Raw genomic sequence first — 23,580 nt, forward strand, 5'->3', positions numbered from 1 at the left:
TTACTTCCCTTTGATCTGCCCGCCACTAGAGTTGGGCGAACTGCCGCCACCGCCGCTGGCCCCCTTCCCCAACGCAGCTGCAAGACGGCCAACGCCGCTTAACTTGCCAACCATGCTCGATATGCCGACGCCGCCGGCGAGTTGCGATGCGAGACTCGGAAGATTCAGGGAAATAATCACGAACGCGATACCCATCATGACCAGCTGGAACAGCGACAGGATCGTGATGTCGGTCGGCACGATCGTTTGGGCAAACCTGATTTCCAGCATCCCGGCAGCCGCAAACAACGCGACGAGAATCCCGTAGTTCAGACATTGCCCGGCCCACGAGTCGAACAGGCGCCGCGTCGCAGGGAACAGTGCAGCCGCGATGAAGGCCGGACCGAGCGCGAGCAGCAGACCGAGCGCAAATTTCGCGAGGATGATGTACGCGGCGGCGATCGCGATGAACGGCAGCGCAAACAGCAGCGTGACAAACACGAATGCAATCGCATTCATGGTGTCCTCGATACCACTTGCCTCCTGGTAAATCTTGACCATCGCCTGGACGTAGGCCGTCGTGATCGAATCCAGAGCAGAACCAGTGGACGGTGTACCACTCAACGCCCGTGCCAGATCGTCCCCGAGCCCATTGAAAAACGGCACGACATAGTTGCTGTAGTAGCTGATGTTCATGCCGAACGTCAGAATCGCGGTCCATGCGGCCATCCTCTTCAGGAAGTCGGATACTGGTTCATCGTTCGTGCCACGCCAGTACGACAGGAGGATCAACAGCACATAGATCGAAAAGCCGGCGGCCATCAACGGCGTAATCAGCGAGATGATGTTCGCGGATCCGCTGCTGATCATCCCCATCAGGTTGTCATCGAACGCCGCGAAGAGCTGCGTGAACACCGTGACCGTTGTATTTGGTGCATCGCCCACTTGATTCTCCCGGTTCTACTACATGCGCTGCAGGTCAATCGGACCCAGCAACGTCATCGCGAAATAGCCTGATTTCGTGGTGAACGGCTTGTTACGCCCACCATCGGACCATCCCGCCGGCACATGAATCAGTGCGATGCCCTTCGTCTGCAGGCCTTCAGGCTCCACGTCGACTGGATGACGGACGAGCTTCTCGAGGTCAGCCTTCAGGAACGGACGCACTTCCTGCGGCTGGCCGGCGTCACCCGTCCACGCCTTCTTTGGCTGACGCCATTCGCCCTTGCTGAACTCGTAGAGCACGTAGGCATCGCCGTTTCGCTCTACCTTCAGCATCGGCACCACGTTGCCGTCGTTCTTTGGATCCGCGCCGTAGATGCCAACAAGCCCGTCTGATCCGGTCGGCGTCGGCGACTGGTGACAACCAGCGAGAAACGCGAGGACTGAGAGAGCGACAAGAAGCAGTTTTTTCATTGGGAAACTCCGAGGAGCCTGTTCTTGAATTCGCGATGGCGTTGCTCGTCTGCGAGCTGCAGTTCCGTGTCCTGCAGCTTCGACATCAGGTTCAAGCGCGTCTGCTCGTTCTGGACCATCGTGTATTCGGCTGCCCACCGGTTTTGCAGGTCGGCTTTGGCGGCTGGATCCTGTGTCAGATTCGACTGCGCCATCAGGTTCTTGATGTTGTCCAACCTCGCGGCCGTCGCGGCATACGCCTGCATTGCCATCGCCTTGTTCGAGGCCAACGTGTCGTTGTAACGCTGCTGGCCGGGCGTGTAGGCACCGTTCAACCCCTCCTGATTCGCAATCTGCTGCATCGCGCTGGTGATGCCCGGCAGCTGACCACTCTTGGCCTGGTCGTAGATCGACTGCCACTGGTCGGGAAGATAGGTGCGCAACGATGGATCGTTAAGAATCTGCCCGAGTCCCCGATTGCCGATAACGGCAGCGTATTGATCCTTCATCTGCTGCACCTGCGTTTGCAGGTTTTCCACCATCAGCAACGCCTGGGCAAGGTTCGATACATCCAGAACCGGAATGCCCGTCGCGTGGGCCATCGAAAAACAAAGCGTGCTGGCAATTGCAATGACGCTGCGGCGCAATGTCGAACCATGCGATCGCAAGAACGGAAGGACGACGCCTGCCGACTTCCCGCTGCGCGTCGGGCCCCACACAACGCAGCGCCGCGTCCATGCGGCCCGAAGCTCGGCGAGGAGCCTGTTTTCGCGTGCGTGAATCACTGTCTGTTTCGTCTTCATCCATCTATCTCCGTGAAATGACCGCGTTATGCCGCTTTGGGACGCGACGGTCTGGTAACAGCGTCGCGGCGTGCTCGCCGCTCCTGCATCGCCTTTTCGAGGGCCGGCATGTAGACGGCCGGATCGTTGCCATGCTCGAGAATCAGCTTCTTCCGGACGTTGGCCTCAAACACACGTTCCTGCAGGATTGGCAACCAGATATCCGGATCCTCGCTGGTCTCGCCAATGATTTTTTCCATGAGCGCGACGTTCTCCGGGTTGCCGGACAGCACGACGATTTCATCATCGAAGCCGTACAGATCCATCTTCGCGAACGCTGACTGATTGCTCTGCTTCACAAGGAATGTCCGTGACGACTTCGAAAGCTTCGCGAACTCGCGGAACTCCTTCTCCGTCATGTTCACTTCCCTGTACACATCGAGCTTTCCTTCGGGATCCGGCAGGAAGATCTTCGTCGCCGTCAGGCTGCGGATCTGCGGGAAAATGTTGCTCTTCATCGCCTGCTCTGGCTGCTGTGATACGAGCACGACGAATTCGCCTTCCTTCCGGCCGGAGCTCAGTGACTTCTCCATCATTTCCCATGTCATCCGGAATTTCAGCGCTGCCCAGAACTCCTCGATGATGGTCGCCATCAATCCGCCACCGCGCTGCATGAGCGACTTCAGGTGGAACAGGTAGGCAAAGAGCGGTTCCGACGGCTCGTAGCCCTCGACCAGGAACGCGGTAACGTCGAAGCACACGTGCCGCTGCTGGGTGACGTCGATCATGGATCCGGCCGGGTTGTCGAACACCCAGGCAAGCGGGCCGTCCGCAGCGCGGCACCAGCGGCCGAGACGCAGATAGAGGCTGTCACCGCCCTCCTCGTGAATCGACTCGAGAAGACGGCTGAACGTACGCAAGCGCGGATCTTCCAGTTCGACGACTGTATCCACAGCCGTCTTGATGGTCTTTTTATCCTCGGCTGAAAGCTTCCCGTCCTGGTCCCGGCTGCACGTATTCACCAGCTCATACAGGAACTGGCGGTTGGTCGGCGTATCAGGCAAGTCGGCCAGCGGAGCGGCGCCAGTGGGCACGCCGCGTTGGAGCGGTATGTATGTACCACCGATCGCCCGAAAGAAAATCTCCATACCCCTGCCGAAGTCGAGGCCGAAAAGCATCGGATCAAAGCGCATGAAGAACGACAGGATGGCGAGCTGGATCGTCGTTTTACCAACGCCCGTCGAGCCAAGCATCAGCGTATGCCCGGCAACCTTTTCGCCGATGTTCGTTTCATCGTCCCGCGTGGCGTGATAGTTGAAGCAGTACAGCTTCTTCGAGGCGGTCTGCAGCGGGATGACTGCGGAGCCGTCGCCGATCGCGTTGCCGCGCGATTTGCCGGCCGAATAGTCGTGCAGGCTGAACGTGGCTGCGAGGTTTCTCGAAGTCTTCGGCATCGGCCGCGGCTTGGTCTTTGCACCCGGAATCTGGCTAAAGTACGTGAAGGGTGCCGACAACGTGGCCTTCACCCAGCCAACGCCGCACTCCCCTTTTGAGCGCACCTTGACGAGCTCGCCGTTCTCCTTTGCCTGCTTTGCCGTGTCGCCGTACACGACGAGCGCGCCGTGATAGTCGCCGAATGCGAGCTCACCCGAGCTCACGTATCCGCGAGCCTCGCTCATCTCGACAACCTGATGCTTTGCGCGATCGCCAGCGGATTCCAGTTTGTTGATCTGGCTTCCGAGTGCCTTGTCAGCGTCATAGGCGGTCATGCAGCCAAACGATTGCGTGATGGTGAACTCGGCATTGAGCGTCAGCAGTGGGCTCAGCTGGCCCCAGCCCGCATCCGGAAAATCCTTCAGATCGAAACACGCGGCGAACTTTTCCTTCATCTCCGTCCGGATGACCAGCAGGTCATAGCCGAAGTGGAGCCATGAATCGGGAATCGCTTCGTATCCCGGCGCGGCCGTCACTGGCACCGGGGTTTCTACACCGTTGATCAGCTCACCCATGAACCTGTAGCTGTTCGAAAACTGGATACCGTTGCGCTCATAGACTTCGAGGTATTCCGGGTCGTAGTCACGCAACGACTTGAACGCTTCGTCGCCCAGTTGCTCGATGGTCTTGATCCCGTCGTCGAAGTCCGAATACTTGAAAACGAGCGTGATAAAGAATGAGTTCTCGTAGTATTCACCATCGCGAAACCGGCTCAGGTACTTGTTCGAGAACTGCTGCAGAAAACTGGACGAGAATGCGTATTCCTGCCCGAATTCGACCTTTCGCCGGCGAAACGTTGTCCAGATAGACAGGTTGCTGCCGTGATCACGTCCGAGGCCGGCAAAGATCCCGCTGAGGTTTTCGAACTGGTTATCCAGCAGCTCGTCGCTCGCCGATTCAAAAGGAATACCAGTCAGTCGCATGGCCAGTGCCGCGCGCCCATCTTCCATATTGATGACGCGAGGCGTGACGGGCCTACCGATCTTGGGTAGCCATGTTTCGATCGGAGGAATGTTGCCAAAAGCGCTTGTGATTCGTGCCTGCATATTGATATTCCTTAGGGAATCTGGACCCTTTTCGCTTTCCTGAACGGTCGGCGATACACAGCTAGCGAGCGTCCGTAGCGGATCGGCGCCAATGTCAACGTCTTTCCGAACTTCAACCAGTTGCGCCGCCTCAACACGCACAGGATCTCCAGCCAGAGGATGCGCAGCGCCTGATCGTCGGTCGCGCACATCTGGCGGAAGAACAGCACAACAGGAAGACCCAGGGCACCGAACGCCAGCCCGCCTGGGCCCAGAATGGCGGCGCCGACCATCGCCACAGCCAATGAAGCAACCGCGACGACCAGCAACGGCATCAACGGCACGCCATATACCGAGGCGACGCGAGCGAGGCCGGCGTAGGCTGAGTACTTCTTTTTGCCGGCCATAGGTCAGTTCACCATGAGATTCCATGCCCACGGAGCGAGCACCGAAGTCGCGCCCGCAGCAGCAACCCATGCGACGGCCTTCCCAAACTCCGCCCAGCTGGCTCGCTCGCCCCAGCATTCCACGGCCTTATAGAGCAGATAAATGGCGGCGCCGATGCCAGCAAGGCCGTAAAGCCAAACCTTGAAATTTGTTACGGCGGTCGTTCCAGAATCCAACCCGCCGGCATGCGCCGGAAGCGTGGCCAGTGCGGCGCAAATCGTGATTAGTACTGCGAAGGTGTGCTTCGTCGTGTTTTGTGTGGTTTTCACGTTGGTGCTACTCCTATAGAAAATGTCGGCTTTGCCGACTGGTTGACTACTTCTGAAAATCTCCGAACGCGTCCCATCCGGCACTTTTCGGCCCCGCGGATTCTGATCCGGAGGCCTCTCGTTCCGTACCGGTCAGAGGTGTCGGGTTGCGCGACCGCGGAGCGACAGCCTTCTTCGCCGCTCCTTTGTCGAGAATGACCGGAATAGCCGGAACTGCCGCGATCGCCGGATTGGCCTGTGTCGCGTTCGAAGAGACACGCTGTACGTAACTCGTGCCGCCCTGATCAGCCTTAAAACCGCGAGTGAAATTGCCGCTGTAGTAACAGCTGATCGCAGCGCCCAATGCGGACTCGGCGCCCAACTGCGAAGCCGCACGCGTATAACACTCGTGGAGAATGCTGCCGCCCGCTTTCAGGTTGGCACAGAGATCGAATGCCGATTCGTAGGTCAGGCCGTACCGGGCCAGGTTGGCTTTGTTGACCTGGCCAAGCCCCATGCTGAAATTCAGACCCTGTGCGTCCAGCGCCTTCGCCGTTGCGACGGCTTCCGCCTGATTCCGCGGCTGACGCGCAAGACGTCCACCAACGACGCCGATTGCGAACGGATTGAATCCGGATTCCGTCCGCACGATCGCCTGCAGGGTGGTCGGATGCACGTTCGGTGCGCACTGATGCGCAAGCGTGTTGAAGTCGACGGGAATCATCGGCACACCCCGCATGTAGCGTCGGGAGGCATGCAGCACACTTCGCACTCGGATTCTTCGTTATTTTCGTTACTCATCACGGGAAATACGCGACGTCGCTCGCGAAAACGTCGTGCGCGCTCAGCTGGCGTAAGCGGATTCTGCTTACGGGGCCGGCCACGCGGTCGGCTGAACATGTCAACGGTCGAACGGTCTTCAGCCTGCTTGGCCATCATGCCCCCACCGGCTTCTTGAAGCCGAAGCCCTTGCCCTTCACTTTTGGCTTCACCGTGAAATCCGGCTGGCCGTCGTTGTCCGGATAGGAGGCCGTGCACTTCGGGTCCGCCTGAAAGTTGGAACACCCCCAGAAAGGCCCCTTCTCGCTTTTGAGCTTGCGCAGCAGACCGACCTTGCATTTCGGGCATGGCACCGATGGAGCAACAGGCAGGTTCATCGCTGCCGTGCGCAGCTGACCGACCACCTTTGTGATGAAAGCGACATTGCGCTCCATGAACGCCTCGTACGTCATGGCGCCACTGGCCACTGCATCCAGGGCCAGTTTGAACATGCCCGCCATCGCCGGATCCTTCACTGGTCCCGGCAGAGCATCGATCAGGGCGCGAGCGGGCGAACTCGACATGAATTTCGTCTTGCTGCCCTTCACCGGCGTCAGAAACGCCCGTTCCCGAAGGCCTTCAACGATCGAGGCCTGCGTCGCCTGTGTGCCGATCCCAGCGCCCTCTTTCAGACGAGCCTTGGCGGCCGGATCCGTTACATACTTGTGCAGGTCGACCATCGCTGCGCGAAGGGTCGCTTCGTCGAAGCGTGCCGGTGGCGTCGTCTTGCGGTTCGCGACATCACATTGCCGGCAGCTCGCAGCATCGCCCTCTTTCATGGCCGGCAGCGTTTGCTTTCCGGACGCACTGTCGTCGCCGCTGTCGGCGTTGCTGTCTGCGGCATCCTCGTCGGGAAGTGCGTACACGTCTCGCCAGCCCGCCGACACAGGGGTTTTGCCATTCGCCCGGAAGCACTCGCCGTCGACAGTGACCTCGACCTTGGTCTGCATGAATACTGCAGCCGGATAAAACTGCGCGATATAGCTGCGTACGATCAGGTCGTACACGTTGCGCTCGATCTCGGACAGGCCTGACAGGTCCGCAACGCCTTCCGTCGGGATGATGCCGTGGTGCGAGTGCCCTTCCATTTTCTTGTCGTTGAACGCGGACGACTTACGGGCCAGGTCTGCACCTTTGATGAGTTCCGCGAGCGCCGGAACGTTTTGCGCCAACGCGGCCATGACGGCCGGCGCATCCTCGTGCTTCACGTCATAGAGGTAGCGATTGTCGGTCCGCGGATAGCTCGTGACTTTGTACTGTTCGTACAGCGCCTGGGCCGCGTCCAGAATCTCCGTCCCGGTGTAGCCGTACTTCGCCACCGCGATCATCGTGAGCTCGTGGAGCGAAAGCGTTACAGGTGGCGCTTCCTTGCGTTCCGCTTTTTCATAGGCAGTGACCGTGCCGGCCTTGCCTGACAGGCGTACGGCCACTTCCTGTGCAATCGTCGCGTCGACCAGCCGGCCTGCATCGTCCAGACCACCCTGCTCTTCCCCGGCCTTCCAGTTCGCCCGAAATTCGCCCAGCTCATGCGTGAATGCAGCGGACAACGTGAAAAAAAGAATCGGCTTGAAATTTTCGATTGCGCGGTCGCGATCGACGACGAGCTTGAGCGTCGGCGTCTGGACACTGCCCGCAGTTAGTGGGCCGCCGTCATAGCCAAGCTCGCGAGCGCGAATCGTCGCGGCCCGCGTGGTATTCAGACCAATCAGCCAGTCGTAATGCGATCGCGCCAAAGCCCACCTGTACCACGCGCGGAACTGCGGTTCGTCGTTATCGCGCATGGTGGCCAGCGCTTCCCTAACCTTCTTTTCGTTGTAGTCGTCAACGAGCAGGCGACGAACAGGTTTGCTGTTACCCACGAACATCAGGACTTCATCGACCAGCAACTGCCCCTCTGCGTCCGGGTCACCCAGGTGAATCACCTCGTCGACCTGCGGAAGCAGCGTCGCAATCGCGTTGACGGTTGCCTGTTTGTCGTCGCATGGATGGAGGATCCACTCCGGCGGCACGATGGGCAGGTCGCATGCGCGCCATACCTTGTTGCCGGCCTTGTTCAGGGGCACGTCATCCGGAAGGTACTCATCCGGCATGGCCTGCTCGAGGATGTGCCCCGCAAGGGGGATGAAGTAGTCATCGCCAACCTTCGTTGCGATGCCTTTACGTTCCGGTGCGCCAGGCAGAACGGCGACGACAGCCTGTGCGAGACTGGATTTTTCTGCAATGAACAAGCGTTTCATTCGCACCCACCGTCTTTAGCCTTGGTGAGCACATAGAGCACGCGCACGTCTACACCTATAATGGCGATAGCCATATAGTCGGATCCCATTCGAAATTGTGGCCAGGCTGACGTCGGTGTTACCAGCACCGACGTCAGCCGCTTCATTGTTACCCTATCGTCCTGCCCTTTTTTTCCCTGGTGCAATGCCTCCTGCCGATGAGCCGATGCCCTGCTCCTTTACATCGCGACGCATTACCTCGCGAAGTTCTACGACGAGTTGTGCGTTCTTCGAGCGCAAGTTCTGCTCGGCGCGACCAGTCAGCCAGCCATCGATTTCCTCAGGTAACCGGTACTGCGATCTCACAACAGGTTTCATCCGAACCTCTAAATTCAGCACGCCAGTTAAGTGCCTAAATGGCACTATAAATTAGTGCCATGCCGATGTCAATTTTACACAATGATCGACGACACACATCGCTCGCAGTATCGGCTTCCTCGATCTCTATACGAGAAGCTTAGAGAGAGGGCTCAACGGAATCGTCGGTCGCTCAACAACGAATTGACATGGCGGCTTGAAGCGACTTTTGCGTCCACGCCATCGTCAGATCATCCAGAGTCGATCGGAGCTGAGGCCGTTCACGCTCTGCTGGCAGAAATAACGCTCGCAGAACTCGGCTTATCGTCCGAAGAACCACACAGCGCTCACTACCGTCTGCCGCGCGCGCTATACCAGAAACTCAAAAGCGCCTCCAAAGACCGCGGCCAAACGATCAACGAAGAGATTGTCGAGCGCCTCGAAACTTCCCTGTATCCCGGGTGGATAGGGAGCCTTCGCGACGTCTTGTCGAAAATGACGATTCCTGAGTTGTTGACGCAGCAAGCGCTTGAAACTCTTTTGCCGAGCCTGGTCGAAAAGATCAACGCTGCTATGCAGAAGCCGCAGTAGTGACACTATGACGTAGCGGTGGTGGTGACGTCAGTGGGTAATTTTCTAAAAATTACCCACTGCTTTTTTCTGAGAATTGTGGTATTCGAGTGCGCTCACCAGAGCACGAAGCTTGGTAACGTCAAGGCGATTTTGTTAAAAACTCTTTGAAGCCGTTCCGTCAGGCGAGGGACATTAGGACATCGTCAAATGTAGCGAGATCTAAACGCGCACAAATAGATTCTCGATGTCTTGCTACGGCGTTGTAGGAAAGGCCGACGCAGTCCGCGATCCTTTTGATTGGATATTGTAGGCGCGACAACTTGATGATGTGGGCATCCACACCGTCGAAGCTACACGAAGTAGCGCTGATTCTGTCCAGCGCCTGCATCGCCTCCGCGCCAAGACGCATAAACGCGTGCCGCCTTCCCCAAAGGTCCGACTCATTTTTCGCGGTCGGACTGCAGAAGAAGAGGTACCCTCCTCCTGGCAACGGTATCACGAGCCCCAGCGCCGATGTAGTCTCTCGAAATACCGGCCCCACAATGGGAAGCGCCTCACTGAGCCGGAAGGGTTCATTAAACGCTTCGGCAATCTGGCCCAACCGATCCTCGACTCCGCGAGCAAATTCGAGCGTCCGCGCGTTACCCAGCATCACATAGGAATGCCGCGTCCACGTAATCCGTTTGCTGAGAAAACGGCAGTGTGCACGCGAGAGCAGGCACCCGGTTGCCCCTAGACTTTCCGCTATCGCCCGCAACCTGGCTGCGATCTTCGCTTGCGACGCGCTGCGCTGAAACATCACGCTAGCAGCCTCAATGTGCGTCGCCACAGAATCGAACCGCGTCATCACTCGCCGCCTTTGAGCGCATGAATTGCACTAGCTAGTGACTGGCTCGAATCAGCCAGCGGCACGAGGTATAGCGCCGCACCGCCCTCGTGGGCCTCCAACAGTGGCTCTAGCCCTTTCTGCGCGCACACCACAACAAACATGAACCAATGCACCTGTTCCTGCGTAGTCAATTGCGCAACATGCCCGAGAAGCGCCCCCACAATTGCTTCCGCATCATTGACGACCAGCCTGTTGTCACGATAGTCAAACAAGTCCGGCAAACGCCGCGCGAGTTCCCCTAACTCGGGGGTCTCGCTTTCGATCAGGGCCCGCACCACCGATCCATGCTCGCCTAGCGCTGCGGCGACCTGGCAAACGAACTGACCCGTGCGATTTGCCTCCTGCGCAATGACCGTTGAGTAATCGCTTTGTGACCAGTCAAGGTAACGATCTCGACGCCGACCAAGCTGAGCTGCGACCCGCACATAGACATCGATGTAATCTGGCTTGAGTTCCTCGACGTTAAGGGCAGCGACCTGCAGAGCGGTAATTCGATGTATCAACAAGTCTTGCAGGTAACCCAACATATTCTCTTGCAGCAACTGGTGGTTCGCCCAATTCGCCCTACCCTTTTGCACTCCGTCCTGGACGAGTTTTCTCCACGCATCCGCATCAACCGGTTTCGAAAGGAAGTACTGCACACCGCCATCGTTTATTGACGCAATGGTGTCGTCGAGGCTCATGTAACCTGTGCAGATTGTGCGTGCGATCCACGGGTATTGCCTCCGAGCGATAGACAGTAGCTCGGTGCCTCCGTGTGATGAGAGGCGTTGATCAGAGATCAGCAAGCGTAGCGTGCCGGCGTAGCGCTCAAGAAGTGCTGTTGCGGCGTCGAATGTACCTGCGGTAACGATTTTATAGTCACCGAGGAACATACGTGGAAAGTATTTGCACGCCATCTCTTCGTCATCGACAAACAGAATTTCCGGGCGTACGTCGATTTGGCTATCGAAATAGCGAAGCAGCGACTTGGACAAGTCGGCCAATGCTTCGGCACCGAGATCGCAATCTCGTTCCGACGATAGAAAGGTTTTGGCTTCGGTGAGTGTGCTCAGCAGGACGTACCGATTATCCACCGATTTACCAGCTTGGTATTGAATTCGGCTAACCCATACTAGTCCATCGGCTTCCGAGCCGAGAGTGAATCTAACCCAACCATCCCGGGTTGCGTAGCGGTAGTTACTGACCTTCCCTGCAACGTGCATACGACGATTCCCCAAGAAATACGGTGGGCTGACTTGATCATCGCAATACCTTCTGACCTAATTTCACCCTCGGGGCATTGTTGCCGTGTATGCAAATGCGACTCGAACGGTCAATTGCAACGACAACAGGCCATAACAAGGGAATATGGACGAGAACGAACGCAGGCGTATCAGCAGTCCCAAAGGCTGCCAAATTTTTACCTGGTGAGCAATAAGATTAGTCCTGCATTGAAGATAATTAACAAAAAAGCAGATATAAAAGCGTTGTCTGGTAACACAGCAAGCAGTCTTTCCATGCGGATCGCATAGAAATGCAAACGCTGCGTAATTAGGCGTCAGATTTTTTTTGACAACTGGCTATAAATTCCGAGACTAGCATGTATTGCATCGCACCCCATCTCCTAAATACTGATGTTTTTCACAAATAATCACAAATATCAGCGCGGCGTGAAATTAGATGGCGAATCATTGACTTTCTTGTCAAGAAGTCAGAGTAGCCAATCGAATAGCTCGGGAATTTTTCGGGTGCGCGAGAACTCGCTATGGCGCGCGCGACGGAACGGCGCGTCGTGTTTGATGAAAAGCTTGGCGACGTTACCAGTGGCTGCCGACATCCCGGTCTACGGCGAGTTGCCGTCGACACCATCTTAGTGTCGACCGGCCACTAATCTGACATTTTCCGGGGTAGCCTGACACCAGATGTGAATGTCAGAATAACCGTCCTTGCGGATCCGGTTTGAACTTGAACCGGAACCCCGTGACCTTGCGGCCTGCCGGTACGATTGGCTCCCACTCGATGGCAAGACCATTTTTTTCCTGTAGCTCTTTCACTGCCGGCTCGATCACGCGACGGCGCAGCTGGGCCGAATCTTTCACACAGCTTTCCGGCGCTCCTACTGATTGGCAAAACGCGTCGTAGCCAATGGTTACAAAACCAGTATCGCGATACTGCGCCAAAATTTCGAGCAAACGCCATGAATAGATGGATCTCAGATCAGCCGCATGACGGAGTTTGTATTTCGTGAACTCGCTCTCGATACCGAGCAGGTACGGGGCAATGCTGGGCGCGAACTTAATATCCACCCATCCTGCGGTTGTCGTATCGACTTTTTCATATATCCACCGCACAACACGATGTTTGGTCGACTTCTTCCCTCGCTCAACAACCTCTTCGTCCCACTCAACTTTGCACTCAAAGAGGTTTTCCGCAGCTTCTTTCAGCTCTGTGTAGGCATGCTTGGCTTCAATGTGCGGATACGCTTCGACGAACTCTTTAACCGTTACGCGAATGACCCAGCCCGGAGCTTCACCTGTCGTCGGGTCCATTCGCATGGCCCGATCCTTCAAAATCTTGGCTTTCGGGTTGCATTTCGCGATAGCCAGTGCGAGGAGTCGCTTCTCCGACAACTTCATCCGCTGGATACGACGAACGAGCTCGTTCTTAATCGTCACACTCCGCTCGTGTGTGGCGGGTTCATCTGGGTCAACAAGAGTGCTCATTCTGACAAATTTTGGGTTATCCTGACGGCCATAACAATATGTCAGATTACAGGTCGGCGCAATGCCGAGCTGCTTAAAAAATGAGCGCATACCCGGAAAACGCCCGACTACCCCGGAATTTGTCAGATACACCCCGGAAAACGCCCGACTACCCCGGAAAACGCCCGACTGTCCCGGAATTTGTCAGAATAGCTCACGGCAAAGCCTTATCCAGCAAGGCTTTGAGGGATCCTACAAACAGGTATACAAACAAGGTTTACAAACAAGAACAAATATATCAACAAAGGGAAAAACTCCACCTCCTGTGGATAACTTTCATTTTAGAAGCGCCCCTTTGCCTCTCTCGTGTCACCCGCGCCCGACCGTGGACGGCTGCGCTATCCACACCACAAGGGTGTGGATAGCCCCGGTCCGTTGGCCCGGGGTCCCGCACCCGCCCACCGTCTCCCCACGGCCTTTGCCTTCGGCCTGACGCGCCCTTCGGGCTTGCCCAAATGAGAAAGAAAAGCCAAGACCATTCTCCTCGTGAAACGTTATCCAACATACGAAGGTTACCGGCGGACCGTTTTACAAAGCAGCAGTCAATTGAGTTCGTGTACACCGCACGTAACCTCGCCCTGCTCTCTCGATGTCCCCCGCCTGTTCCAGTCTCGCTAGATAGCGAGTCGCAACGCCCTGAGATGCGCCGCAGAATCGATACAGAGCGCGCAAACTCGGCTTGACTCGCCCGGATCGCACTGCATCGCGGGTCGCTGCAAACCTCGCATCGTGCGCTTCACAGGCTGCATCGAATGTCTCTGCATCGACTTGGCTGCTCACTGGAACTGGTACGTGCACCGGTTCCTCGTGCACCTTGTTGATCGCAGCGACCGCCGTGGGTAACTGCATGGAAGCGATGGCTTCGAGCGCTATAGATGCAGCCGGAGCAGTCGCAGCTGTAGCAAAACGGTCATCTGCTGTATTCAACGGCGGAATAGGGGATGCAGGTGCCCGGTCTCGCGTCGATGCAGTCGAATGCTCTCGGCGAGCCCGCATCAATGCACCCGCTGCACCAAACATCACTGCACCGATGGATGCGAGAAGAAGCGCACGCGCGATACTGAAGGCGATCATTCCAGGCTTGCCAAGGACTTCGGAGGAAGTGGGGGCAGCCGCCACCGATTCGGCGTTTGCAAGCTCCCGCGCTTGTGCATCAAGGACAGACTGCGCTTCCAAGACGTCCTTCAGCGAGTTCGCACCGCCTACGCGCTCCCACGAGTGACGACTTTCGCTTTGCCGCTCTGCACTAGTCCGCAGGGAGCGCAGCGCTTCACGTCGAGCAGTCATCGAGTCCCGCAAAGCGGTGATATGCGTCGCTGTTGCGTCGGCGCGAGCCGCCGCGGCTTGGTTCATTGCGATCTGTGCTGTCGACATAGTTGTGACCTCGAAGCCTAACAGCACACATCCGAGAACGATCAGTCGCCGCCGGAGCGCGCGCATACTCACCCGCGGCAGCATGCCGGCCACGCCGAAGACTAGTAACTCCGCAACGATCATGGTTACGCCGGCGGCCGATGCACTGCTTCGTAGTCTTGGGTCGACCTCGAGGTGCTGGAGACACAGAACGAAAAACTGCGCCGTAACGACTGCCGATGTTGCACCAATGCCACCTGCCATGATCGAGAGCAACGCATAGGTGTTGGTGGACAGACGGGGCTCGGTCGTTTCGATCTTTGTCACTTCGATTCCTCCTAACAAGGCAGCTGGTTCGCTGGCGGCACGGATACCAATATTTTCTAAATAACTGTATGAAGTTATGACGCTAATCTTAGCGTCATAACTGCGCAACGTCATAACTGTATAACGCCATAACGCTCCGAATGCATTGCGGCGATGCAACTTGATGACGGCCGTGCAACGCACTAGTAGGCATTGAATAACTGCATACAGTTATAAAGTGAAGACGCCATCAAGTTATAACGTCGAGCTATCGTAGTGCAAACTTCATGCAGTTGTAACGCTAAAGGGTTGTAACGTTGTAAAGTTGACTCTTTTTTGCGACATAACTTTATAAAGTTATGAAGTTGTGATTTTGCGGATGTTATGATCCGTAGCGTTATGCGTGGATGCAGCCATAACTTCATGGCTGCAAAGTGCTGTGAAGTTATGAAGTTACGAATTGGGGGAGCTGAACGTGAAGCGATCGAGAAACGCTGAAGATCTGGCGGCACTGCTCAGGTCGGGCGCGATGCAACCGCTGGTTGGGGGTGCCCCTGCCGCGGTCGCGGTGTCGCCGAGTCCGCCGGCTGCTCAGCCTGCATCGGCTGTATCTGTGGATGTCGCTGCTGAAAAGAAAGGCGAAGCGGAGGCGACCCGGCAAATTACGATCCGCCCCAAAGTGTTGCTTTGGGCCCGTTATATCAACGCAGCAGCTGAGCGAAGCAAAGCAGAGGGTCGCTCAATCACGGCGCAGGAAATTGCGCTGGAAATCCTGGAGAAGGCGAACTTATGAGAAACCTGATCTTCGTGGCGGGGCAGAAGGGCGGTACAACCAAGTCAACAACCAGCCACCTTATCTGTCTGGGAGCGTTTCTCAGAAAGCAGCCATCCGTCTACGTGCTCACAGATCCAAATCGGAGCCTTAAGGATGCTGGGCGACCATATGCTGTGATGGATGGACGTGATGCAGAAGGACTAGCTCAGATCATCAAGCACTCTGAAGCCATGAAGAACGGCTGGGTTGTAGTCGACGGCGGTGGTAACCGTCCAGCGTTCGACAAAGCTGTTGCCGAAATAGTAGATCTCGCAGTGCTGCCGTTCAGGCCATCGGAAGAGGACATTGAAACCGTCGCGAAAGATCTTGAGGCACTTCCCGGATCGATCGCATTGCCGTCGGCATGGTCGACGAATAAGCATGCGCAAGCTGCCTCACAATGGCTCATTGACGGGTTGGACAAGGCCTATCCTGGACGCGTCGTTCGCGAGCCACTCTGGTTCGTGAATTCAGCGGCAGAGCTGCTTGGAGCGAGCCTGGAGAATCCGTCAGGGCCGGTGCGTATTGCCGCGAGGCGGGCATTCAGCGTTATCACGGAAGCTTTCAAGCTCCACGCGCAACAAGCGGAGTCGGCCTGAGTTTCAACGTTATGAGGTTATGAAGTTATGAAGCTGTGTGGCTGAACAGCGTTCGAACAGCATTCGACACCTGGGTCAGCTTTAACGTCACACTTCCTGCCGATCTGGCCGAGATCGTTCGGGATATGGAGCGCAAGGCCCGGGAACGTCCTCCTGCAGGCTAGACACCGGGCTCTCTCACCAATTTTTCTTTTGCCGGGCACGCCGGTTACTCGAGCGGTGCCGTATTCCAGATCCTCTCAAAACCAGCCATGTCGCAAAGAATGGCCCACGCGGAATAGGGGATATCAGTTTCGCCGCTGATCCACCGGCGCACCTGCCGGCCACCCGAGTCGCTCAAGCCTAGCAGTTTAGCCGCGGCGCCACCCGTTAGTTCGGCCAGCCTTAGCACTTCGCGGATTTCTGGACCGGTCGGTTGAGTCCAGCTCGCGCCGGCGGCCTGTAGACAGGTTGAGCGAATTGCGGTGGTGGTCATTCTCTGCTTTCTCCCTTCTGATTTTCGATTTGCGTTGGCGCCTGACATGGCGACGCCGGCGCGGCGGTATGTAATCCAGCCCCGCTAAAGCGGGGATGCAGCGCAGCCTGCGGCTGCTGGACGACCCGGTATGCGGTAGGTCCAGGCCGTACCGGATTGCCCCTGCGCTACGCTCCGGGTCGGTGCTCTCCCCATCGCCTGAACGGCGTGGGTCCCCGTGCACCTCAATCCGGGCGCGACGGCGCGCGCACTAGGTCAACAGTATGCCGGGGTCCGATTGGCTTGCAGGAGGAGGGGCGGACGCGCCCCGCTCATGTGGAGGCCGTCCCCAACTCCCGAAGCCTTGCTGACAACCCGGGCCGAAGCCCGGGGAAGCGTTACGGGTTAGTCGATTGCGCGCATGATTTTTCTACTTTCGGCATGCATTGCAGCATAGTCACGAAGTGCGTGATAGCGTTCTATCACCGGCTCATCCTCTGTAAGTTCGGCCAGATGGCACAAGGCAAATAGGGTGACGACAATGCCAAAAGCATCCGTACCCATCGTATCGTCGAAGCTGTTCAGGTTCCACATCACGCGGTAGTCAAGCTGAACGGATGGCGCGAGGTAGAAACCGCCGTTCGACAAGGTAAAGAAATCCCACAGCCCCCCGTTGTAGTCAGCAGAAAGGCGGTCTGCCCAGTTAAATACCATTGCTTCGCCGATCATGTGTTTGCCGAAGAAGCGGGGCAAAAAATCCAGGCGTGATGTTTCGGGAACGAGCGTTGCCGTAATGGCCGTATCAGCAGTGGTGTTGCACATCGGGTTCTCCCGGTTAGCGGCCTGGGGCTGAATGCCCCGGCCATGACTTATATAATAGGGCAAAAAGACCTATAAAGCAACGTAAAAATCACAAATATTATTCAAATAATAGCGTGTTTTTGGTTGTAATATAGGGCAAAAAGACCTATAATGTAGTTAATGGCCGTGGCATTCAGCCCCAGGCCGCTAACCGGGAGAACCCGATGAATGTAGAAGCAAGCACCATTCTGGAAACCGATTTCGGTAACGAAACCGCTGTTCAGTACGTCGCATATTCGCGGCTGTGCCGCTCGCCGCATAACGTGCGGCGCAAGGCTCCTGTCAACGTGTCGAGCCTCGCCGATAGCATCGCGGCAAAAGGCCTCTTGCAAAACATGGTGGTCCACGTGTTGAAGGGTTCGCGCGGCAAGCAGCCGAAGCTCGGCGTCTGCGCCGGTCAGCGCAGGCTCGCCGCGCTTGATCTGCTTGCGTCGAGCGGCAGGATTGCGGGCGCGTACCTTGTGCCGGTGAAGGTAGTGAGTGAGGCGGAGGCGGTCGCCGCGTCGTTGATCGAGAACGAGCAGCGCGAACCGATGCATCCCGCCGACCAGTGCGAAGCGTTCCAGTTGCTGATCTCGGAAGGCCGCAGCGCTGAATACGTCGCCGCGCTGTTCGGTGTCTCGGCTGCGATTGTTCATCGTCGCCTGAAATTGGCGAATGTGTCGCCCAAACTGCTCGACGTGTTCCGCGATGATGGCATGACGATGGAGCAAATTACGGCGTTGGCTTTGACCGACGTTCACGACCTGCAGGAACGGCTGTGGTTCGATGCTGAGCATTCATGGCAGCGCGAGCCGCGCGAACTGCGGAACGCCATCACACAGACAGAAATTGACGTCAGGCGTAGTGCGCTTGCACGGTTTGTTGGCGTCGAAGCCTACGAAGCAGCCGGAGGCTACGTGCGCCGTGACCTTTTCAGCGATGACGAGAATGCCGGGTATATCAGCGATCCTGACTTACTGAATCGACTGGCCGCAGATCGTCTCACGGTCGCGGCGCAGGAAGTCCAGGCGGAAGGCTGGGGCTGGGTCGAAACGCGAACAAAGTTCGATTACAGCGAATTGTGTCGTTTCGGGACGCTTGATACCGTCATGCGCTCCTGTACCGCAGAGGAACAAGGAGAGCTCGATGCGCTGGTCGCGGCACGCGACGAGGCGCAGGCCAAGCTCGATGCCTACTACGAAAACGACGACGATACGCTTGACGAAGACGCCGTCGAGAAGCTGCAAACGGACGTTGACGAGGCAGAAGAAGCGGTAGACAGCTATACCGCACGTTTTGAGATGTGGGACCCCGAGGGGATGAAGTTCGCGGGCGCACTGGTTATTGTGGACGGCAGCGGCAAGCTGGTGATCGAGCGCGGTCGTGTCCGGCGTGAGGATCGGACGAAAGTTGCCCCTGCGGAGGAAGGCAGCGCGCAAGCTCATGACATTCCGAGGCCTGTACACAGTGAGAAACTGTGTCGTCGTCTCACTGCACATCGCACAGCAGCCGTGCAGGTCGAGCTTTCACGCAATCCGGTTGTTGCGCTGGCCGTACTGATGAACCGACTTATTCCGGTCGTGTTTTCTTCTCACTTTCGCGGACTTTACGTGCGGCAGGCAAGCACCGTGAACGCCGAGTGTACGCATGACCGATTGTTGCGCGATGCGGACGACATGACGAACAGCCCTGCGTGGCTGGAAATCGAGGCCGAGCAGAAGAAGTGGGCCGCGATGTTGCCTAAACAGTTCGATGCGTTGCTTCCGTGGTTGCTCACGCAGGAACAGGACGTGATGGCCAACCTGTTCGCCTTCTGTGTGGCCGCGACAGTCGATGGAATCGGCACCAGTGACACGCCGCATGCGATCAACCACGTTGCGAACATTCTGGAAGTCGACATGACGCAGTACTGGAAGCCAACCCGCGAACGCTATCTGGATCATGTCTCGAAGGCTCGCGTGCTGGAAGTGGTGTCGCAAGCCGTATCGCCGGAAGCCGCGAACGACCTGAAAGGCATGAAGAAGGGCGACGCAGCGACGGCGGCCGAGTTGAGACTAGCCGAAACGACCTGGCTGCCCGAGGTGTTGACGAACCGCACGACGCGGGAAACGTACGTTTTCGATGCGGACGACGAGCAGGACGACGAGGCCGCATAACCTCAGTTCCTGAATCGGCGGGGCATCATGGGACGATGCCCCGTTTTAAAACTCCGATCCTGTAAGCCCTCTGGCCTATTCGACCACCGGACTCATGCGCGCGCCGTCGCGCCCGGATCGAGGCGCACGGGGACCCGCGCGCTAGCGTGGGGAGAGCGCCGACCCGGAGCGAAGCGCAGGGGCGATCAGGTCAGGCGCTTGAAATGCGATATGCGACGCTCGATCATCGCGTACCGAATTTCTGCGCCACCGAATTTTGGGGCGCGCCGGTGAACTGGCGTGAATACAGGTCGAGGAGCGCCTTCTTTCCAATTTCCGGATTTTCGCTGGCAATCTGTTCCATCGACTTGACAGTCGGGTTGCTGGTCGTAGAGGCCGGTTCGTGCTGCGGATTGGTCGCCCTCATCGGTGAAGGCGTGGGTGACGATGGCTGGGTCGGGAGAGTTGATGGTGCGCGGCGCGAAGGTAGTTTGCCAAGGCGTTGCCGGATGCGATAGAGCGCGCTGTCAAACGAGCGCATGTTCATCGTGAAGCCATTGCGTTGAAGGCGTTCGAGTATTTCTGTTCGCGGGACACCTCGCGCCATTGCGGCCTCGATCGGATCGATTAACGCGGCAAGCATGGCCGTCTGGCTGCGTTGATTACTGTGTTCGGCGAGGTCGCGGAGATCGCTAAGGGCTGAGTTCAGATCGATATCGGCCATCACTACCTTGGATGCTGAAATGTTGCGGCAATTTTGCCGTACAAGTGCAGTATCGTCAAAACATATGCAGTATGTCTGCCTTAGGTTCGCATAGCTACGCGATATAGATGCCATATTAGTGATGTTTTATGGTGAAGTACAGGCACGAGAGGTATGTTTACAGAGCGCTACGCGCTCCGTAAAATACCCGTGCCAAAGGGGTATCCCCTTTGAAACCCCCGCGGCGTTGCCGCGTGGAAAACCGCCCGACGTGCGCGAGTCCGCTGCAGTCGATGGGGAAGTGGGCCGCGACGCGTCCTGATGAAGTGGTGAATAAGGAAGGGGTAGCCGGCGATGCCGAAACCGAAAGTAGAGGGCGGGCTTAGCAAGCCGATCAGCTTCCGGCTGTCGCACGCTGATCGCGAGGCGTATCTCGAAAAAGTGCGGCTGTCGGGTCGTACGCAGTCCGAGTTTTTCCGCGATGCCGTGCTGACCAACCGAACCCAGGTTGTCGCTCGGCCGATCGCGAGCGCCGACCGAAAGCGCCTGCTGTATGTCTTCAACAAGACCAGCAACAACCTGAACCAGCTGGCGCATCGGGCTAATTCGGAGCATAAGCGCGGCAAGCTGTCCGAGGCGACCTACGAACAGCTACTCGACCAGCTGCAGATGATTTCCCGATACCTGAAAGCGACGCTCGGCAATGTTGATTAGAGTGAGCGGCCGCCACGACGGCATCAAGGAATATCTGGAGAAGGGGCAGAAGCAGGACCGGGAGTTTTCGCGAGACCAGATGGACGAGCGCGTCATTCTCGCCGGCGACCTCGATCTGGCAAACGAGGTGATCCAGTCAATGGACACCGACGCCGAGCGCTACAAGACCATCACGTTGTCGTTCAAGGAGGACGACATCGAGCGGGCCACGCTCGAGGAGATCGTGCGCGAGTTTGAGGCGTTCGCTTTCGCGGCATACGAGCCGGACGAATACTGCTTCTATGCCGAAGCCCATCTCCCGAAAATCAAGAGCTACGCGGACCGGAAGTCGGGCGAGCCGATCGAGCGTAAGCCGCATATCCACGTCGTCATACCGAAGGTCAATCTGTTGACCGGTCGGAAGCTCGACCCGTTCGCGATGGTTGAGCATCAGGCGAAATTCATCGACGCATTTCAGGAGCACATCAACCACAAGTACGGTCTCGCAAGTCCGAAGGACAACCGGCGCGTCGAGTTCACCAGCGCATCGGAAATGATCAGCCGCTACAAAGGCGACGCATTCGAGGGGGCAAACCGCGAACTGAAAGCGTCCATTCTGGAAGCGATGCTGGAGCGCGACATCACGCAGGTTGACGACTTCCGGACGTTACTGCGCGAGTTTGGCGAAACGCGTACACGCAACGCGGGCCGCGAGACCGAGTACGAGAACATCAAGCCGGCCGATGCAGGGAAGGGTGTCAATCTGAAGGAATACGTGTTCACACGTGCGTTCGTTGAACTGCCGGCAGAAGAAAAGCGGGCCGTGCTCGAGCAAACCATCGAGCCTCGTTACGACGTGGTCGGAGCCCCGCGGCCGACGCCGGAGGTATTGCGCGACACGCTGCGCGAATGGCAGGACGTGCGAGCCAAGGAAGTGAAGTATTTCAACGGAGGCAATCTCAAAGCCTATCCGTTCTATCAGAACGCGTCGCCCGACGATCGCCGGCAGTTGCTGGCTGTTCGCGAGCAGCGCTTCTATCAACGATTTCGAGGAGGGATTGACCATGAGCGACACACCGGGCGTGCCGGAGAACGACAACTTTATGGACGTGTGGGACGAGGCTATCGCTTCAAGCGAGGCGATGAGCGAGAGCGCGGACGCAGCCACGCCGATCGAGAGCGAGGCATCGACAGAGACGGTCGCGAGTCCGACGCGACCGCCGAACGCGGAGCCAGCCGTCGGCGGTTCAATCATCAGCATGACACTGAGCCAAATCGCCAAAGACCGCCGGCCAAATCCTTCGACGGTATGCGAAGTCTGTCCCGCTTCGATCTGGATGGCCATGACGTCGAGGGAGGTCAGGTGCTACTGCCGTCTGATGCACCTCGTGAGCTGGGAAACGGCGAAGCCAACGGCCATGACGCATTGCGACGGGCTGGCACTGGCGGAGGAGCAGGGGTAGGGCGCGCGCCCGCAGCGTACGAACTGCCCGAACGCGTTGCAACAATGTATGACGCGTGGCAGAACGCCGACGCGAGCGCGCGCCGGCTGTTGGCCGCCGGTAGCGCTGCGCGATTCGCGCGGGAGCATTACGGCCTGAAGGGGCAGGGCGTTTTCAGCGGGCGTTTTGATCGTGCAGACCGACCTGCCAGCCTCGCGGCCGTGAAGTCGCTGGCCGACGTCGGCCGACTGCACGAAGCTACGGCGCCAGCACGGCAGCTGTCAGCGCGGCCGGATCCGGCGACAGGCCGCGAAGCCGATTCCGTTCGCGATCAGCTGGCGCGAGACGTCGCGCACGCTCACGAGATCCAACGCGATGCACCGCGGACCGAGTTTCAGGAGATCAAGCGCACACTGGACGCCAGTCGTCTGCTGGCCACCCTGGCGCACTCGCACGGTGTTATTCCCGGCAAGTACACGATCACCAAGGGTCGCGACGGCAGCGACCGGATCCAGTGCGGCAACCGTAACCTGAACGTGTCGGATTTCCTGACGAAGGAAGTCCATCTGCCGTGGTCGGAAGCGGCGCAGTTGATGCGTGAGACGTATCGAACACAGACCGGCCATGACGCGTTGCATGCGCCCCGGCACACGCCAGCCGTGCCGCTTTGGCGCGATTTTCAGGCTTACCGTGGCCAACAGCTCGAGCATGATCGAACTGCGTGGAGGGAGCAGGGCATGCAGGAGCAGGCGAGGCGCACCGCCATCCGGTCGTCATTCCATGCTGCACGTACCGCGATCGATGGTGATCGGGAGCTGTCGCCGGCGGACAGAAAGGCCGCGGTGTCGATCGCCCGCATGACGCGCATAGAACAGGAAACTGTCCTGCGCGCAACGATCGTCGCCGAACGTGAATCGCTGAAGGCCTCGACACGCCAGCCGCTTGCGGAGCGATACAGGGATTTTCTGACCGAACGGGCCCAAGCTGGCGACGAACGGGCACTGCACGAGTTGCGTCGCATGCGGCGTATCGAACCAGAGTTATATCCCGCACAGGCCGCGATCCGGCCAGCGCGGCAGGTTGAACAGAATTCGATCATCTATCGCGGGCCCGTGATTACGCACGAGGTGGAGCGCAACGGCGACGTAACCTACAAACGCGATGGTGCTGCGTTGCTCGTCGACGAGGGGTCGTCACTGCGCATGTGGGAGGCTGACAGGGACGCGATCGAAACCGGCCTGCGCTTGGCGCAGCAGAAATTCGGGCAGAC

21 protein-coding genes are annotated in these 23,580 nt (G+C 57.9%); 6 read left to right on the forward strand and 15 right to left on the reverse strand.

Annotated features, from left to right (window positions below; translation table 11 throughout):
• From B9Z01_RS34240 to B9Z01_RS34275, 8 genes are all read right to left on the reverse strand, one after another.
• Nucleotides 1-924, reverse strand: coding sequence for a TrbL/VirB6 family protein (locus B9Z01_RS34240; protein ID WP_244196255.1), 924 nt, complete (start codon nucleotides 922-924; stop codon nucleotides 1-3).
• Between the two features lie 18 nt (nucleotides 925-942).
• Nucleotides 943-1,395: a hypothetical protein gene (locus B9Z01_RS34245; RefSeq protein WP_085489948.1), complete on the reverse strand. Its 453-nt coding sequence runs from the start codon at nucleotides 1,393-1,395 to the stop codon at nucleotides 943-945.
• A complete protein-coding gene (locus B9Z01_RS34250; protein WP_143809165.1) occupies nucleotides 1,392-2,177 on the reverse strand; it encodes a TrbJ/VirB5 family protein in 786 nt (261 codons plus the stop codon). Before B9Z01_RS34250 ends, B9Z01_RS34245 begins: the two co-directional genes overlap by 4 nt.
• Nucleotides 2,178-2,203: 26 nt before the next feature.
• Complete coding sequence (locus B9Z01_RS34255; protein WP_085489949.1) at nucleotides 2,204-4,696, reverse strand: VirB4 family type IV secretion/conjugal transfer ATPase; 2,493 nt, start codon at nucleotides 4,694-4,696, stop codon at nucleotides 2,204-2,206.
• 11 nt (nucleotides 4,697-4,707) lie between these two features.
• A complete protein-coding gene (locus B9Z01_RS34260) occupies nucleotides 4,708-5,082 on the reverse strand; it encodes a VirB3 family type IV secretion system protein (RefSeq protein ID WP_085489950.1) in 375 nt (124 codons plus the stop codon).
• A gap of 3 nt (nucleotides 5,083-5,085) precedes the next feature.
• Nucleotides 5,086-5,391 carry a TrbC/VirB2 family protein gene (locus B9Z01_RS34265; protein ID WP_244196256.1) on the reverse strand — a complete coding sequence of 102 codons (306 nt, stop codon included), beginning with the start codon at nucleotides 5,389-5,391 and terminating at the stop codon, nucleotides 5,086-5,088.
• A 46-nt stretch (nucleotides 5,392-5,437) separates the two neighbouring features.
• Complete coding sequence (locus tag B9Z01_RS34270) at nucleotides 5,438-6,094, reverse strand: lytic transglycosylase domain-containing protein (protein WP_085489951.1); 657 nt, start codon at nucleotides 6,092-6,094, stop codon at nucleotides 5,438-5,440.
• A gap of 211 nt (nucleotides 6,095-6,305) precedes the next feature.
• Nucleotides 6,306-8,426 carry a DNA topoisomerase gene (locus B9Z01_RS34275; protein WP_085489952.1) on the reverse strand — a complete coding sequence of 707 codons (2,121 nt, stop codon included), beginning with the start codon at nucleotides 8,424-8,426 and terminating at the stop codon, nucleotides 6,306-6,308.
• Between the two features lie 438 nt (nucleotides 8,427-8,864).
• Here B9Z01_RS34275 and B9Z01_RS34280 point away from each other — a divergent pair, with 438 nt between their 5' ends.
• Entirely contained in the window at nucleotides 8,865-9,353 is a 489-nt protein-coding gene (locus B9Z01_RS34280) for an Arc family DNA-binding protein (protein ID WP_244196257.1), read from the forward strand.
• 160 nt (nucleotides 9,354-9,513) lie between these two features.
• Here the strand turns inward: B9Z01_RS34280 and B9Z01_RS34285 are convergent, their stop codons facing one another.
• The 4 genes from B9Z01_RS34285 to B9Z01_RS34300 all read right to left on the reverse strand — a co-directional run bounded on the left by B9Z01_RS34285 (nucleotide 9,514) and on the right by B9Z01_RS34300 (nucleotide 14,762).
• The gene (locus B9Z01_RS34285; protein ID WP_085489953.1) at nucleotides 9,514-10,182 is read right to left on the reverse strand and encodes a hypothetical protein; all 669 of its coding nucleotides are present in this window, start codon (nucleotides 10,180-10,182) and stop codon (nucleotides 9,514-9,516) included.
• The gene (locus tag B9Z01_RS34290; RefSeq protein WP_167387621.1) at nucleotides 10,182-11,300 is read right to left on the reverse strand and encodes a response regulator; all 1,119 of its coding nucleotides are present in this window, start codon (nucleotides 11,298-11,300) and stop codon (nucleotides 10,182-10,184) included. The genes B9Z01_RS34285 and B9Z01_RS34290 overlap by 1 nt, the downstream gene beginning before the upstream one ends.
• An 837-nt stretch (nucleotides 11,301-12,137) precedes the next feature.
• Nucleotides 12,138-12,881, reverse strand: a complete 744-nt coding sequence (locus tag B9Z01_RS34295) for a replication initiation protein (protein ID WP_244196258.1) — start codon at nucleotides 12,879-12,881, stop codon at nucleotides 12,138-12,140.
• A 615-nt stretch (nucleotides 12,882-13,496) separates the two neighbouring features.
• Nucleotides 13,497-14,762 (reverse strand): hypothetical protein, encoded by a 1,266-nt coding sequence (locus tag B9Z01_RS34300; protein ID WP_085489956.1) that lies wholly within the window; start codon nucleotides 14,760-14,762, stop codon nucleotides 13,497-13,499.
• A gap of 340 nt (nucleotides 14,763-15,102) precedes the next feature.
• Here B9Z01_RS34300 and B9Z01_RS34305 point away from each other — a divergent pair, with 340 nt between their 5' ends.
• Together B9Z01_RS34305 and B9Z01_RS34310 are read left to right on the forward strand one after the other, a co-directional pair.
• Nucleotides 15,103-15,420 carry a hypothetical protein gene (locus B9Z01_RS34305; RefSeq protein ID WP_085489970.1) on the forward strand — a complete coding sequence of 106 codons (318 nt, stop codon included), beginning with the start codon at nucleotides 15,103-15,105 and terminating at the stop codon, nucleotides 15,418-15,420.
• Entirely contained in the window at nucleotides 15,417-16,040 is a 624-nt protein-coding gene (locus tag B9Z01_RS34310) for a hypothetical protein (protein ID WP_085489957.1), read from the forward strand. The genes B9Z01_RS34305 and B9Z01_RS34310 overlap by 4 nt, the downstream gene beginning before the upstream one ends.
• 208 nt (nucleotides 16,041-16,248) lie before the next feature.
• Here the strand turns inward: B9Z01_RS34310 and B9Z01_RS34315 are convergent, their stop codons facing one another.
• Nucleotides 16,249-16,515, reverse strand: a complete 267-nt coding sequence (locus B9Z01_RS34315) for a transcriptional regulator (RefSeq protein ID WP_085489958.1) — start codon at nucleotides 16,513-16,515, stop codon at nucleotides 16,249-16,251.
• Between the two features lie 384 nt (nucleotides 16,516-16,899).
• The gene (locus tag B9Z01_RS34320; RefSeq protein ID WP_085489959.1) at nucleotides 16,900-17,316 is read right to left on the reverse strand and encodes an antirestriction protein; all 417 of its coding nucleotides are present in this window, start codon (nucleotides 17,314-17,316) and stop codon (nucleotides 16,900-16,902) included.
• Between the two features lie 203 nt (nucleotides 17,317-17,519).
• On the opposite strand from B9Z01_RS34320, the gene B9Z01_RS34325 reads away from it, so the two are divergent.
• Nucleotides 17,520-19,493: a ParB/RepB/Spo0J family partition protein gene (locus tag B9Z01_RS34325; RefSeq protein ID WP_085489960.1), complete on the forward strand. Its 1,974-nt coding sequence runs from the start codon at nucleotides 17,520-17,522 to the stop codon at nucleotides 19,491-19,493.
• 223 nt (nucleotides 19,494-19,716) lie between these two features.
• On the opposite strand, the gene B9Z01_RS34330 is transcribed toward B9Z01_RS34325, so the two are convergent.
• Nucleotides 19,717-20,196: a hypothetical protein gene (locus B9Z01_RS34330; protein ID WP_085489961.1), complete on the reverse strand. Its 480-nt coding sequence runs from the start codon at nucleotides 20,194-20,196 to the stop codon at nucleotides 19,717-19,719.
• Between the two features lie 333 nt (nucleotides 20,197-20,529).
• On the opposite strand from B9Z01_RS34330, the gene B9Z01_RS34335 reads away from it, so the two are divergent.
• Both B9Z01_RS34335 and B9Z01_RS34340 read left to right on the forward strand, forming a co-directional pair.
• Nucleotides 20,530-20,889 (forward strand): plasmid mobilization protein, encoded by a 360-nt coding sequence (locus tag B9Z01_RS34335; protein ID WP_085489962.1) that lies wholly within the window; start codon nucleotides 20,530-20,532, stop codon nucleotides 20,887-20,889.
• A partial coding sequence (locus tag B9Z01_RS34340; RefSeq protein WP_143809166.1) for a relaxase/mobilization nuclease domain-containing protein occupies nucleotides 20,879-23,580 on the forward strand: 2,702 nt, incomplete at its 3' end. The genes B9Z01_RS34335 and B9Z01_RS34340, both read left to right, overlap by 11 nt.

Source organism: Paraburkholderia susongensis (genome assembly GCF_900177725.1).
GTDB classification, from domain to species: domain Bacteria; phylum Pseudomonadota; class Gammaproteobacteria; order Burkholderiales; family Burkholderiaceae; genus Paraburkholderia; species Paraburkholderia susongensis.

What these genes read in the sequence shown, in the direction of transcription:
- B9Z01_RS34310 (WP_085489957.1), top strand. Translation starts at nt 15,417, where the DNA reads ATGAGAAACCTGATCTTCGTGGCGGGGCAGAAGGGCGGTACAACCAAG.
- B9Z01_RS34330 (WP_085489961.1), bottom strand. Translation starts at nt 20,196, where the DNA reads ATGGCCGATATCGATCTGAACTCAGCCCTTAGCGATCTCCGCGACCTC.
- B9Z01_RS34270 (WP_085489951.1), bottom strand. Translation starts at nt 6,094, where the DNA reads ATGATTCCCGTCGACTTCAACACGCTTGCGCATCAGTGCGCACCGAAC.
- B9Z01_RS34245 (WP_085489948.1), bottom strand. Translation starts at nt 1,395, where the DNA reads ATGAAAAAACTGCTTCTTGTCGCTCTCTCAGTCCTCGCGTTTCTCGCT.
- B9Z01_RS34300 (WP_085489956.1), bottom strand. Translation starts at nt 14,762, where the DNA reads ATGACGTTGCGCAGTTATGACGCTAAGATTAGCGTCATAACTTCATAC.
- B9Z01_RS34260 (WP_085489950.1), bottom strand. Translation starts at nt 5,082, where the DNA reads ATGGCCGGCAAAAAGAAGTACTCAGCCTACGCCGGCCTCGCTCGCGTC.
- B9Z01_RS34250 (WP_143809165.1), bottom strand. Translation starts at nt 2,177, where the DNA reads ATGAAGACGAAACAGACAGTGATTCACGCACGCGAAAACAGGCTCCTC.
- B9Z01_RS34315 (WP_085489958.1), bottom strand. Translation starts at nt 16,515, where the DNA reads ATGACCACCACCGCAATTCGCTCAACCTGTCTACAGGCCGCCGGCGCG.
- B9Z01_RS34335 (WP_085489962.1), top strand. Translation starts at nt 20,530, where the DNA reads ATGCCGAAACCGAAAGTAGAGGGCGGGCTTAGCAAGCCGATCAGCTTC.
- B9Z01_RS34275 (WP_085489952.1), bottom strand. Translation starts at nt 8,426, where the DNA reads ATGAAACGCTTGTTCATTGCAGAAAAATCCAGTCTCGCACAGGCTGTC.
- B9Z01_RS34285 (WP_085489953.1), bottom strand. Translation starts at nt 10,182, where the DNA reads ATGACGCGGTTCGATTCTGTGGCGACGCACATTGAGGCTGCTAGCGTG.
- B9Z01_RS34320 (WP_085489959.1), bottom strand. Translation starts at nt 17,316, where the DNA reads ATGTGCAACACCACTGCTGATACGGCCATTACGGCAACGCTCGTTCCC.
- B9Z01_RS34255 (WP_085489949.1), bottom strand. Translation starts at nt 4,696, where the DNA reads ATGCAGGCACGAATCACAAGCGCTTTTGGCAACATTCCTCCGATCGAA.
- B9Z01_RS34280 (WP_244196257.1), top strand. Translation starts at nt 8,865, where the DNA reads ATGATCGACGACACACATCGCTCGCAGTATCGGCTTCCTCGATCTCTA.
- B9Z01_RS34325 (WP_085489960.1), top strand. Translation starts at nt 17,520, where the DNA reads ATGAATGTAGAAGCAAGCACCATTCTGGAAACCGATTTCGGTAACGAA.